The 12544-nt window shown below is 70.6% G+C and carries 11 protein-coding genes; 7 read left to right on the top strand and 4 right to left on the bottom strand.

Features of this window, described 5'->3' with window-relative positions:
* Positions 1-204: 204 nt before the first annotated feature.
* From AAHZ94_RS16490 to AAHZ94_RS16480, 3 genes are all read right to left on the bottom strand, one after another.
* On the bottom strand, positions 205-1545 hold the full coding sequence (locus AAHZ94_RS16490) for an aminotransferase-like domain-containing protein (protein WP_349993645.1): 1341 nt from the start codon (positions 1543-1545) through the stop codon (positions 205-207).
* A gap of 4 nt (positions 1546-1549) precedes the next feature.
* Positions 1550-2500 carry a LipP1 family hormone-sensitive lipase gene (lipP1, locus tag AAHZ94_RS16485; protein ID WP_349993644.1) on the bottom strand — a complete coding sequence of 317 codons (951 nt, stop codon included), beginning with the start codon at positions 2498-2500 and terminating at the stop codon, positions 1550-1552.
* Positions 2501-2735: 235 nt separating this feature from the next.
* On the bottom strand, positions 2736-3380 hold the full coding sequence (locus AAHZ94_RS16480; RefSeq protein WP_349993643.1) for a TetR/AcrR family transcriptional regulator: 645 nt from the start codon (positions 3378-3380) through the stop codon (positions 2736-2738).
* A gap of 153 nt (positions 3381-3533) precedes the next feature.
* On the opposite strand from AAHZ94_RS16480, the gene AAHZ94_RS16475 reads away from it, so the two are divergent.
* Together AAHZ94_RS16475 and AAHZ94_RS16470 are read left to right on the top strand one after the other, a co-directional pair.
* The gene (locus AAHZ94_RS16475) at positions 3534-4631 is read left to right on the top strand and encodes an alpha-hydroxy acid oxidase (protein ID WP_349993642.1); all 1098 of its coding nucleotides are present in this window, start codon (positions 3534-3536) and stop codon (positions 4629-4631) included.
* Between the two features lie 343 nt (positions 4632-4974).
* A complete protein-coding gene (locus tag AAHZ94_RS16470; RefSeq protein WP_349993641.1) occupies positions 4975-6330 on the top strand; it encodes a class I adenylate-forming enzyme family protein in 1356 nt (451 codons plus the stop codon).
* A 3-nt stretch (positions 6331-6333) separates the two neighbouring features.
* Here AAHZ94_RS16470 and AAHZ94_RS16465 read toward each other — a convergent pair whose 3' ends face one another.
* Complete coding sequence (locus tag AAHZ94_RS16465) at positions 6334-6993, bottom strand: 4'-phosphopantetheinyl transferase family protein (protein WP_349993640.1); 660 nt, start codon at positions 6991-6993, stop codon at positions 6334-6336.
* A gap of 18 nt (positions 6994-7011) precedes the next feature.
* On the opposite strand from AAHZ94_RS16465, the gene AAHZ94_RS16460 reads away from it, so the two are divergent.
* From AAHZ94_RS16460 to AAHZ94_RS16440, 5 genes are all read left to right on the top strand, one after another.
* Positions 7012-7275 (top strand): acyl carrier protein, encoded by a 264-nt coding sequence (locus tag AAHZ94_RS16460; RefSeq protein WP_349993639.1) that lies wholly within the window; start codon positions 7012-7014, stop codon positions 7273-7275.
* A 119-nt stretch (positions 7276-7394) separates the two neighbouring features.
* A complete protein-coding gene (locus AAHZ94_RS16455) occupies positions 7395-9041 on the top strand; it encodes a class I adenylate-forming enzyme family protein (protein WP_349993638.1) in 1647 nt (548 codons plus the stop codon).
* On the top strand, positions 9038-10303 hold the full coding sequence (locus AAHZ94_RS16450) for a beta-ketoacyl-[acyl-carrier-protein] synthase family protein (protein WP_349993637.1): 1266 nt from the start codon (positions 9038-9040) through the stop codon (positions 10301-10303). Before AAHZ94_RS16455 ends, AAHZ94_RS16450 begins: the two co-directional genes overlap by 4 nt.
* A 25-nt stretch (positions 10304-10328) precedes the next feature.
* A complete protein-coding gene (gene hppD, locus AAHZ94_RS16445; protein WP_349993636.1) occupies positions 10329-11393 on the top strand; it encodes a 4-hydroxyphenylpyruvate dioxygenase in 1065 nt (354 codons plus the stop codon).
* A 70-nt stretch (positions 11394-11463) separates the two neighbouring features.
* Entirely contained in the window at positions 11464-12381 is a 918-nt protein-coding gene (locus AAHZ94_RS16440; RefSeq protein WP_349993635.1) for a phytanoyl-CoA dioxygenase family protein, read from the top strand.
* The last annotated feature ends 163 nt before the right edge of the window (positions 12382-12544 follow it).

Genomic DNA, 12544 nt, shown 5'->3' with positions numbered 1-12544 from the left:
TTTTTTTTAAATTCCACGCCCCCCCCAAACACCCCCCCCGCCGGCGCCGGGGGTCTGTCACCATTGGGGGGGGCGGCCCACCCGCCCCCCCCCCCCCCCCCCGCCCCCACCCCCCCCGGGGGGCGGGGGCCCCCCCCCCCCGGGGGGCGGGGGCCCCCGGGGGGCCCGGGGGGGGGGCCGGGGGCGGGGCGGCGGCCGGGGCTGCTAGTCGTCAGCCTCCGCGATCTGCGCCTCGATGAAGCGGGCCAGTCTGGCCACCCCTTCGACGATCTGCGGGGGCTTCAAAGAGCTGCACGACAGGCGCAGTTGGTGCTCGCCGCCGCCGTCGAGGAAGAAGTCCGACATCGGCGTCCACAACACGCCGAAGTGGCGCGCCGACCGCTCCAGCGCCTTCACGTCCGCGACGAAGGGCACGTCAACGACGAGGAAGAAGCCGCCGGTCGGCTCGTTCCACCGGACGCCAAGGGCGCGGCGGCGCTCCTCGGGGAAGTGCCGCTCCAACTCCTCGATGACGGTGTTCAGCGTGGTGCGGTAGTGGGCGATGGCCGCCGCGTTGGCGTCGCGCAGCCGGCAGTCACACCCCACCAGCAACCCACCGATGACCGCCTGGCTGATGGCCGAGGTGTTGACCGTGGTCATGCTCTTGATCTTGGACAGCTCATCGGCGAGCAGGGTGCGCCGCCCGGAGGGGCCGACCACCTCCTGATCGGCGATGACGTAGCCGACCCGCGCGCCGGGCAGCGCCGTCTTCGCGAACGAGCCGAGGTGCAGCACCCGGCGCTCGCGGTCCAGCGCCTTGAGGGTGGGCCGCGCGGTCCCGGTCCGTACGAAGAAGCCGTACGGGTCGTCCTCCAGGATCAGCAGGTCCTCATCGGCCGCGAGGGCGAGCAGCCGTTCCCGGGCCTCGACGGTCATGCTCGCACCGGACGGGTTGGCGAAGTCCGGCACCACGTACAGGGCGCGCGGCCGGCCGCCCGCCTCCCGGGTGCGGCGCACGGCCGCCAGCACCTCGGCGGCGTCCGGCCCCTGCGGGCCCTCGGGCACCGGGCACATCGCGATGTCCAGCAGCCGGGCCGCGCCCGTCACCCCCACGTAGCAGGGCGAGCTGACCAGCAGGGTGTCTTCCGGGCGGGCGAACAGGGCGCGCAGGGTGATCAGCATCGCCTCCTGGCAGCCGGTGGTCACCACCACCGCCTCCGGGCTCACCGTTATCTGCTCGTCGTTGGCGAGGGTGCGGGCGATCAGTTCGTGGATGACGCCGTTGGTGCGGCCGTACTGGAAGAGTTGGGTGCGCACCCTCTCCCGCGACCAGCCGAGGTCGTGCTCCAGGTAGTCGGTGTAGGTGCGCAGGTGGCGGGTGAGGTCCTCGGTCTCGAAGGTGCCCTCGTCAGGTCGGCCGGGGGCGAAGGAGAGCGCGTCGGGGAAGCGGGCGACGACCTCGTTGAGGAAGTTCATCGCGTCCAGCAGCGGATCGGTGAGCGAGGCGTGCAGGTCGCCGAGGTCGAGCGGTCGGGCTCCGGCGGCGGGCGCGGGGGTCTCGGCCATGGGGTCAACCCTTCGGTGCAGTGGCGGCAAGGGAGGTGCGCAGGTAGTTCGCGGCGTGCTCGATGGCGGCACGACCCGCGTCGAGGGAGCCGGCCATGGCGAAGAAGCCGTGGGCGACGCCGGGGTAGCGGACCGTCTCGGCCGGCACCCCGCTCTCCCGCAGCCGGGCGGCGTACGCCTCGCCCTCGTCGCGCAGCGGGTCGTACTCGGCGGTGAGCACCAGCGCGGGCGGCAGTCCGGAGTGGTCGGGAGCGCGGAGCGGGGAGGCCAGCGGGTGGTGGCCGTCGTCGGGGTCGGTCAGGTAGTTGTCCCAGTACCACTGCACCGACTTGTCGTTGAAGAGCAGCGGGTCGGTGTTCTCGCGGCGGGAGGGGGTGTCGGCCAGGCAGTCGGTGTTGGGGTAGACGAGGAGTTGGGCCAGCAGGCCGGGGCCGCCGGCGTCGCGGGCCATCAGGCTGACCGCGGCGGCCAGGTTGCCGCCGGCGCTGTCGCCGCCGACCGCCAGCCTGCTCGGGTCCCCACCGAAGCGGGCGGCGTGTTCGGCGGCCCACAGCACGCCGGCGAAGCAGTCTTGGGGTGCCGCGGGGAAGGGGTTCTCGGGGGCGAGCCGGTAGCCGACCGCGATGGTGAGACACCCTGCGGCGTTGGCCAGGCTACGACAGATGGCGTCGCCGGTGTCCAGCGAACCGAGTGTCCAGCCACCGCCGAAGAAGTAGACGAGCACCGGCAGCGGACCCTCGCCCGCCGGCCGGTAGACGCGCACCGGCAGCGGGCCGCCGGGCCCGGCGAACTGCTCCTCGTGCACCTCGGCGACCGGCTCGGGGGTGCCGGCGTCGGCCTGGATGGCGGCCAGGTCCGCGGCCCGGGCCTCGGCGAGGGTCATCGTGTAGAGCGGGCGGACCTGCTGCTGTGCCCGTCGGTCGTACAGGGCCTGCATCTGGGGATCGAGCGGCATGGTTCTCTCCGTGTCATGGCCGCACCGCTTCGCGCGGTGGGCGCGGCAAGGCTGTGTCGGACTGCGTCGGGGCGTGTCTGGTTGTGTCGGGCTGGTTGCGGCTGTGTCCGGTTGCGTTCGGCTGTGCCGTCCGGTGACAACCGGTGTCGGGCGGTGCGGCGGGCAGTGGGTGTGACCGTGCGGCAGTCAGCGGGTGGAGTGGTGCGTGGGACCGGGCGGCGGGCGGGACGGCGCGTCAGACGAAGTCAGTCAGCAACGCCGGCTGGGTGGCCACGCTGCGCAGGCGGTTGCGGACGCCGTTGGTCGCCTTCTGGTAGCAGGTGAAGTTGTTGTGCAGTACGGACTCGGCGTTGGCCGTCTCCAGCATGGCGATGAGTTCGAAGGCGAGTTGCGGTACGTCAGTGTCCTCGCGCACCGCCCCCGCCTCCCGCGCCTCGTTGATGGTCTGTTCCACGAGGGCGAACCAGTTGCCGTGGGCCTTGGTCACCGCGTCGTGCACCCGGCCCTCCCGCGCGTCGTACTCGGCGGTGACCGAGTAGAAGAAGCAACCCCCCGGGAAGACACGTTGCTCCGAGTAGGTCAGCCAGTTGGCACACAGGCGCCAGACCTGACCTATTCCTGCCGGCAGCTCCCGGGCCGGTCGCACCACGTGCTCAATGTAGATTGTGATGGCGGTGCGTACGGTGGCGAGCTGGAGCTCGACCTTCGAGCCGAACAGGGCGAACACCCCGCTCTTGCTGAGCTGGAGTTCGCTGGCCAGACGCCCGAGCGACAGGCCCTCCAACCCTTCGACCGATGCGATGCTGACGGCTCGTTGGAGGATCAACCGCCGGGTCTGGTTACCGCGTTCGATCCGTCCGTCCATGCGCGTCGTGGTCAAGCGACACCTCCTCGATGCCTCCCATCCGGGTTTCCGACTCATCGAGCTGGCCGCCCATTCGACTAAGTGGACGACCGTGCGGACATGTGGGAGAGTTCGGTTAGTGTACGCCCGTGCGGTTAGTTGGCGTACAGGTCGAAGCACGCTCGGCGAGTGACGACGGGGGATGCACAGGTGGGGTTGACGCTCTACGACTACGAGACCGCGGCCAGGGAACGACTGCCCCGCCCCGTGTGGGACTTCCTGGCCGGCGGCAGTGGAACCGAATCCATGCTCTCGACCAGCCGCGAGGCGCTCGACCGGATCAGGTTGCGGCCGAGGTGTCTGGTCGACGTCTCGACGTGTCACCCTCAGACGGAGCTGCTCGGCGCCCCGCTGGCCGCCCCGCTCGGTGTCGCACCGATGGCCTATCATCAACTTGCGCACCCTGAAGGGGAGTTGGCGAGTGCCCGGGCCGCCGGCGAGGCCGGGGTGCTGTTGACGGTCAGCATGTTCGCCAGTTGCACACTGGAGGACATCGCCGCCGCGGCCACCGGCCCGCTGTGGCTCCAGCTCTACTGGCTCAAGCAGCGCGGCCCGATGCTGGAACTGATCAAGCGCGCGGAGGCCGCCGGGTACCGCGCCCTGGTCCTCACGGTGGACGCGCCGCGCGTCGCCCACCGACCCCGCGACGCCCGCAATGGCTTCGCGGTGCCGGACGGAATCCGTGCGGTGAATATCGACACCTCCGTGATGGCCTCGGCGCACGGCAGCACTTCCGGTGAATCCGCCATCGCGCGGCATTCCAGGGAGCAGTTTGACTCCTCCATTACCTGGGCGGACCTAAACTGGCTGCGCGAACAGACCGAACTACCGATCGTACTCAAGGGCATCCTCACCGCGGAGGACGCCGAGCTCGCCGTTGAATGCGGCATCGACGCCCTGGTCGTCTCCAATCACGGTGGCCGGCAACTCGATTTCGCAACCCCGGCCGCCGACGTCATGCCGGAGATCGCCCAAGCCGTCGCCGGAGGCTGTCAACTCATCCTGGACGGAGCCATCAGGCATGGCGCCGATATTGCGAAGGCACTCTGTCTTGGGGCCGATGCGGTCTTTGTCGGCCGACCGGTCCTCTGGGGCCTTTCTCATTCGGGCAGTGTCGGGGCAGCGGCCGTACTCACCACGCTCATCAGCGAGTTCGAAGAGGTCATGGCGTTGATGGGCGTACCCGAAGTACAGCATTTCAGCCCCACCGGCATTACCCGCCAATGATCTAAAAACACAAGAGGAACCCACACCTCCACTCTCTTTTTATTGCTTTGCTTGAAAAGGTGATTTGGGCTGCCCCCAAGTACCGACGAACCGCAATGACACATTGGTTCATAGGACTTCACAGCAAACTTCACTTGATTACTCAAAAGTAGTGCGCAACGATGCACATGTCACCGGGTGGGGACATGGTGACGCACACCATCCGAAATCATCGAAGGACAGTGCTGTCCCGTGGCATTCGGATGGATTTAAGAATCTGCGACAGGGAGAGATTCCGGTGGGGGAAGCTGGCGCAACGCCGCCCAAACGGTCTACACGTGGTGACGGTTCCTGGGTCGACGAGGTGTTACTCGGAGGGAAGGGCGAAGAGATCGCCCTCCACATCGGCGAACCGGTGAGCCGCGCCCAGCTTCGTCAGCTCGTCACACACGAGCAGGAGCGGATGCGGGCTGCCGGACTGGCCGCGGGCGGCTCGCTCGCCCTCCGCATGCCCCCCTCGCTCGGCTGTGTGGTTGCCATGCTCGCCGGCTGGCGCTCCGGAGCCCAAGTGGCCCTGCTGGACTACCGGTTGACCCGGTTCGAGGTCGACGAGGCGCTCACCCGGCTGGCACCCCAGTTGGTGGTCGAGCCGACCGAGGACGTCACCGGCCGACTGCGCGGCTACTTCGACGTGAAGACCCGCATCACCCCCGTGACCGGCGGCCGACCTGCCGGCACGCCGCACGTACTGCTCCAGTTGAGCTCGGGTTCGACCGGCCCGTCGAAGGTGATCGGCCGCTCGGTCGACAGCCTGCTGACGGAGCTCGACCGTTACGACCGGCTCGACGGCTTCCCCGGCGGTGGCGAGCGCCGCGTGGTGCTGGCGTCAATCATCCACGTGCTCGGGTTGGTCGGTGGGTTGCTCCACGGACTGGCCGCGAAGTCCCAGGTGTACCTGCCGCGGATGCAGACCGTCGACGGCATCCTCAAGGCGGTGGCGGCGGACGACGGGCCGACCGTCATCCTCGGCGTCCCCTCCCAGACGGCCGTGCTCTCCGCTGCCCAAACACCCCCGAAACTCCCGCAGTTGCGCCGCATGATCGTGGGCGGCGAGCTCGTCAAGGAGGACGTCAGGGAGCGCTTCACCACCCGGTACGGCGCCGAGCTCGGAGTCATGTACGGGATGACCGAAGCCGGTGTCATCGCAACCGACCTGACCGGCGCCACCCGCCCGGCGCTGGCTCCCACCCACGACATGCCCGTACGGGTGGAGGACGGCCAGATCCTCCTCGGCCTGCCCGCCGACCCGTACGTGGGCCAGAGTGACGGCACCCGCTACGTGGACGGCTGGCTGCGCACCAAGGACGCCGGCACGCTCGACGAGGCGACAGGGTTGCTCACGGTGCACGGCAGGCTCGACTCCCAGGTGTCCATCGGCGGGTTGAAGGTGGACCTCTCCGAGGTGGAGGCGTCCATCTCGGCGGTGCCCGGCGTCACCGAAGCGGTGGTCGTGCACGGCACCGGCATCGAAGCCTTCGTCACCGTCAGGGAGCAGAGCACCTTCGACACCCTGGCCGACTCCCTGGCGGCCCGCCTGGCCCCGTACAAGCGGCCCCGCACCCTGCACCACCTGCCCGAACTGCCGCGCACCGCGACCGGCAAGCCGGTGCGCAACGCCGAGGTGCTGCGCGCCGCGGTGCGTTCGGCAGCCGCCGTCTGAGGGTCAGGTGACCGCGTCGAGATCGACGCGGCGCACCTGGACGGGGTGGTCACCCACCGCGCCGTCGGGCGAGCCACCCTGGAGCGCCAACCCGAGGACGTAGCGTCCGCCACCCAGCAAGACGGCTGACGACACGAGGTGTTCCGCGCCCGGCAACGGGCGCGGCACCAGCACCGTGTCGGGCGGCCACTGCTGGGCCAGCGGCATCCGACGGCTCATGCCGCCGCGCCGCAAGCCCTGGCCCAGCGCCTTGCCCACCGACTCCTTCTGCGTCCACAACCACAGGAAGGCCGCTGCTCGTTCCGGTTCGGCCAGAGCGCTGACCCACTCCGCCTCAGCGGGGTGCAGCCACGTCCTGGCCAGCGTTTCGGCGCGCAGTGCCCGTACCACTTCCACATCGATACCGACCGGAACCTTGCTGGTCAGCGCGACCGCCAGGGTGCCACGAGCATGAGCGAGGCTGACCGAGAGCCCCGCCCCGGCGCCGCCGAGGTAGGGGCGGCCACCTGGCTCGTGCTCCAACCAGATCTCGGACGACGGGACCCGCAGCAACTCCGCCGCGGTCCGCAGCAGCAAGGCGTGTGCCTTGCGCCGCTCGTCCCCGTCCGTCGTGCACCACCGCACCGTCACCGTGTCCGGGGTCGACCCCGGGTGCCCATCCATGAAGAGGGAGTCAACCAAATGTCCGCCGAAGTTGAGAAGTTCATCATCGAGGCCCTGGACAACATGAACTACGACGTCACCGAGGTCACCGGCGACACCCCGCTCGGCCCCTCCGGTCTCGACCTGGAGTCGCTGTCGGTCGCCGAGATAGCCATCCAGGTGGAAGACACCTACGGCGTGAAGTTCGAAGAGGACGAGATGGAGACCGTCGCCCTGCTGACCGTCTCCGGTCTGGTCAAGGAGATCGTCGAGCGGGCCTCCGCCACCGCATCGGCCAAGTGAGTCCGTACCGCCGCTGACCCGACGTGTCTGCTCTCCCGACCCTGGCGCCATCGGCGCCGGGCGGGAGCGGCAGCAGGTCGTACGCGACACGTCCGATCGAGAAAGCGAAGACACCGGCAATGAATCCGAAGAACGAGCGCGCGGAGCTCGCGGCCGACCAACGGTTGGGCGTCGGCAACGTACTGACCACTCTCCTTGACCGGGGCACCGGCCTCGATGCCCCCACCCTGACCTTCGACACCGAGGTCGACGGCCACCCGGCGTGGCAGGCCCACTCGCTGGCCGAGCTGGGACAGCGGGTGGCCGCCAGGGCCGCCGCGCTGCACGGACTCGGCGTACGGCCCAGGGACCCGGTCGCCGTCTGGGTGTCGGCCGCCGCCGACCAGGTGCTCAGCTATCTGGCGCTGGTGCGCATCGGTGCCATTCCCGCACTCGTCAACGGCCGGCTCGCGGCCGAGCAGGCGGGCGAGTACATCAAGCGGCTGCGGCCGGTCGGCGTGATCGTCGACGCCCCGCACCGCAACGCCCTCGACTCGGTCGACAGCGCGGTGCCGGTCCTCGCCGACCCCGCCGAACTCGGCGCCGGCGACCCGGACGCGGCGCCGCGGCCCTACCGGCACCACGGCGGCGAACCCGTGGTCATCACCCACTCGTCGGGGACCACCGGCCTGCCGAAGGCCGTCATCCACTCGCACCACAGCCTGTTCGCGGCCATCCGGCACCGGCTGCTGCTGCCCAAGGGCCAGGGGCTCGCCCGGATGCTGGGCGTGCTGCCTTCGGCTCACGCGGCCACCGTGATCGCCGTCAACCTGGCGCTGACCAACCGCACCCAGCTCGCGCTGCTCTCGCAGCAGAGCGGTGGCCCGGTGCTCGATGCCATCGAGTCCTGGCAGCCGCAGAGCGTCCTCGGTTTCGCCACCACCTGGTCGGAGCTGGCCGGCGCGGACTTCTCGCAGCGTGACCTGTCCTCGATCCGCACCTGGTGGAACACCGGCGACTGCGCGCACGAGGCGCACATCCGCAAGCTGGTCGCCGCCGGCAGGCGGGAGGCCGTCACCTCCGAGGGCCGCGTCCACAAGCCCGGCTCGTTCTTCGTGGACGGCCTGGGCTCGTCCGAGATGGGCCACTCCCAGTTCTTCATCACCCACACCCCCGACACCAGCCGGTACGGGCGGTGCATCGGCAAGCCGCACGCCTTCTCCGACGTGGCGGTCGTGGACGACGACGGCACCAAGCTCGGCCCCGGCGAGGTGGGGCAACTCGCGATCAACGCGCCGACCCTCTCGCTCGGCTACTGGAACGACTCGGTCACCACCTACCGCACCCGCAGGGACGGCTACTTCCTCACCGGCGACCTCGTCTTCCGGGACGAGGAGGGTTACTACTACCACGTCGACCGGGCGGTGGACGCGGTCGACCTCGACGAGGGCAAGAAGCTGTACACGATGCTCTGCGAGGAGCGCGTCCTGGCGGAGTGCGCCGACGTCCTGGAGTGCACGGTGGTCGCCGTGCCCAGCGAAGGCAAGGTCGCCACGACCGTGCTGCTGATGCTCGACCCGCAGGCGGACCAGGAGGCCGACCGTACGGCCGAGGTCCTGGCGGCGCTGGAGTCCCACGTGGCCGCCACCGTCGAGCGCGTCGTGGTGGTGAGCGAGGACCGCATCCCGCTCGGCGCGACCGGCAAGGTCCGCAAGTTCCTGCTCCGTCAGCGCTTCCTCGACGGCGAACTGCTGGGTCAGCCCGAGGGCGCGGGGGTGTCGGCATGAGCGACCAGCAGGCGCTGCCGCGCCCCGTCATCACCGGGCTCGGCACCTTCACCCCGCTCGGCCGCGGCGCTGCCGACCTGTTCGAGGCCGTCTGCCACAGCAAGTCGGGACTGCGCAAGCCGCCGGCGGGGCACCTCCTGGACGGCACCGTGGGCTCGGCCGGCATCGCCCCGGACATCTCGGCGCGCGACGTGCGGCCACCGAGCGAGGGCCGGCGGGTCGACCGGTACGTCCTGATGGCCATGGCCGCCGCCGATGACGCGCTCGCCGACGCCGGCATCGAGGTCGGCCGTGACGTGGACCCGCACCGGGTGGCCGTGGTCGTCTCCAGCGGCGCCGGCGGGCTGACCACGTACGAGGAGCAGACCCAGGCCAGGGCCGAGCGCGGCCCGACGGCGGTCAGCCCGTACCTGTTGCCCGGCATGCTGCCCAACATGGCCGCGGCCCGGATCGCCATCAAGCACGGTGCGCGCGGTTGGAGTTCGGCCATCGCCACCGCCTGCTCGGCCGGCGCGCACGCGGTGGCCGAGGCCGCCCGGCTGATCCGGTACGGCGAGGCCGACGTGGTGATCTGCGGCGGTGCCGAGGCGCCCCTCAACCCGACCTCGGCACTGGCGTTCTCCCACGCCAGGGCGCTGGCCAGCGGCTGGGACGACCCGGAGCAGGCCAGCCGCCCCTTCGACCGTCGGCGCAACGGGTTCGTGCTGGCCGAGGGCGCCGGCGTGCTGGTGGTCGAGCGCGCCGAGCACGCGGATGCGCGCGGCGCCGCCGGCTACGCCGACCTGCTGGGCTGGGGCGCGACCACCGACGCGTACCGGCCCACCGCTCCCCGGCCGGACGGCGAGGGCGCGGCGTACGCCATGCGCAGGGCGCTGGCGACCGCCGGGCTCGCCCCGAGCGACATCGGGTACGTCAATGCGCACGGCACGGCGACCAAGCTGGGTGACATCGCCGAGACCAAGGCCGTGCACGCCGTCTTCGGCGACCACGCGCCCGCGGTCAGCAGCACCAAGTCGATGACCGGTCACCTGCTGGGTGGTTCGGGGGCCGTGGAGGCGGCGATCTGCGCCATGGCACTGACCCGCGGCGCGCTGCCCCCCACCCACAACCTGGACGAGGTGGGCCCGGGCTGCGAACTCGACCACATCCGGGGCGAGGCGCGTCAGCAACGGGTCGAGGCCGTCATCTCCAACTCGTTCGCCTTCGGCGGCCACAACGTCAGTCTGCTCCTCGGTACGGCAAGCACGCGCAAGAAACAGTAGAGACGACCAAGAAGGGCACATTCGCGTGAATATCGGAGCTGTCGACCACGTCGAGTTCTACGTCGGTGACGCACAACAGGCGGCCTTCTACCTCTGCACGGCGTTCGGCTTCCGGGTGTGCGGCCAGGCGGGGCCCGAGACGGGCCAGCCCGACCAGCGTTCGCTCCTGCTGCGCCAGGGTGGCATCACCCTCGTCCTCACCTCCGCGCTGACCCCCAAGCACCCCGTGGCCGAGTACGTGGCCCGGCACGGCGACGGCGTGGCCAACATCGCCTTCGAGGTGAGCGACGCGGCCGGCGCGTTCGCCACCGCCGTCGACCGCAAGGCCATCGTCGTCGAAGAGCCCGTCACCCACCAGCAGGGCGGGAACGAGGTGGTCACCGCCTCCGTGCTCGGCTTCGGGGACGTGGCGCACCGGTTCGTGCAACGCACCGGGGACCGGGCCGACTTCCTGCCCGGCACGATGGAGGTCACCGAACCCGAACCGGCCCCGGACCAGCCGCTGTTGAGCACCGTGGACCACGCCGCGATCTGCGTGCCGGCGGGCCAACTGCGCCCCACCGTCGAGTTCTACGAGCGGGTCTTCGGCTTCCGCCAGATCTTCGAGGAGTTCATCGAGGTCGGCGAGCAGGCCATGGACTCCAAGGTGGTGCAGAGCCCGTCGGGCCACGTGACCTTCACCCTGATCGAGCCGGTGACCGGTCGCCGCCCCGGGCAGATCGACACCTTCCTGGCCAGCCACGGTGGTGCCGGCGTCCAGCACCTGGCGCTGCTCACCAACGACATCGTGGCCACCGTGCCGGCCCTGGAGGCCCGCGGCGTGAAGTTCCTGAACACCCCCGACGCGTACTACGACGAGCTCACCGCGCGCCTGGGCGAGCCGGAGTTGCGGGTGGCCGACCTGCGACGGACCAACGTCCTGGTCGACCAGGACCACTGGGGCCAGGTCTTCCAACTCTTCACCCAGTCCCCGCACGTGCGGAAGACCTTCTTCTGGGAGGTCATCGACCGACACGGGGCCCGCACCTTCGGCAGCGGCAACATCAAGGCCCTCTACGAGGCGGTGGCCAGGGACGAGACGACGGCCTGAGCCGGCCGCGCCCGTACGCCCCGGCCCCACCCGCCCCACGCACCTGCACCGTCGTACCTAAGGAAACACCGTGACTGTTCAAGACTCAGCCGCGTTCACCCTGACCGACGCGGAGCGCGAACTGCTGCCGTCGGACGAGGACGTCGCCTTCTACGCCGAGCACGGCTGGTACCTGTCGAAGAAGATCTTCACCGACGAGGAGACGGAGCTCCTGGAGAAGTCCAGCGAGCGCTTCTACGGCGGCCAGCGCGACCGTACGCTGCCCGTCCGCCCGCCCAAGCTCGCCTACTGGGAGCCGGCCAAGGGCGATGTGCAACGGCACAACGACTACATCCACTACGAGGACGACACGATCGGCCGCATCCTGCGCAAGCCGCTGCTCGGTGCGGTGGCCGCCAGGCTCGCCGAGGCCGACGTCATCCGCGTCTTCCAGTCCACCCTGATCTACAAGCCGCCGGTCGCCGGCGAGCCGTCGAACCTGGTGCCCTGGCACTTCGACCGGCACTACTGGGCCACCTCCACCTCCGAGCGGATGCTGACCGCCTTCATCCCCTTCCACGACTGTGGCGAGGAGATGGGCACCATCACCATGGTCGACGGCAGCCACCGCTGGAAGGAGACCGCGGCCAACGACGCCACCTCGCTGCACTTCGCCGAGCGGGACCGCAGCGAGTTGGACGAGATGCTGGAGCAGAACGCCCGGTACAACGGCGTCGAGGTGCGCAAGATCCCGGTCCACATCCCCCGGGGGCACGTCAACTTCCACCACTGCCGCACCTACCACGGCAGCGGCGCGAACGTCAGCGACCGGCCGCGGCGCGCCATCTCCCTGCACCTCCAGGACGGGGACAACCGCTACCGCGAGTTCAGCCGCACCGACGGCACCCGGGTCTCGTACAACCACGACGTGGTCGTGCGCAAGAACGCCGACGGCACGCCCGACTACACCGACCCGGAGTTCCTGCCGGTGCTGTGGAGCACGAGCTGACCGCACCGACCCGGGACCGGGCTCCGGCCGGCCCGTTACGGCGCCCGGTGGCGCCCCCGCCGCCCCCCCCCGCGCGGCGCGCGCCCCCCCCCCGGCCCGCGCGCGCCGCCCCCGCCCCCCCCCCCCCCCCCCCCCCCCCCCCCCCCCGCGGCGGGGGCCCCCC

Source organism: Streptomyces sp. HSW2009 (genome assembly GCF_040240285.1).
Taxonomy (GTDB): Bacteria; Actinomycetota; Actinomycetes; order Streptomycetales; family Streptomycetaceae; genus Streptomyces.
The sequence above is the reverse complement of the archived record's forward strand: the minus strand, read 5'-3'. Positions and strand labels throughout refer to the sequence as shown.

Coding starts and splice junctions, on each gene's coding strand:
- AAHZ94_RS16450 (WP_349993637.1), top strand. CDS start 9,038: ATGAGCGACCAGCAGGCGCTGCCGCGCCCCGTCATCACCGGGCTCGGC.
- AAHZ94_RS16490 (WP_349993645.1), bottom strand. CDS start 1,545: ATGGCCGAGACCCCCGCGCCCGCCGCCGGAGCCCGACCGCTCGACCTC.
- AAHZ94_RS16455 (WP_349993638.1), top strand. CDS start 7,395: ATGAATCCGAAGAACGAGCGCGCGGAGCTCGCGGCCGACCAACGGTTG.
- AAHZ94_RS16465 (WP_349993640.1), bottom strand. CDS start 6,993: ATGGATGGGCACCCGGGGTCGACCCCGGACACGGTGACGGTGCGGTGG.
- AAHZ94_RS16460 (WP_349993639.1), top strand. CDS start 7,012: ATGTCCGCCGAAGTTGAGAAGTTCATCATCGAGGCCCTGGACAACATG.
- lipP1 (WP_349993644.1), bottom strand. CDS start 2,500: ATGCCGCTCGATCCCCAGATGCAGGCCCTGTACGACCGACGGGCACAG.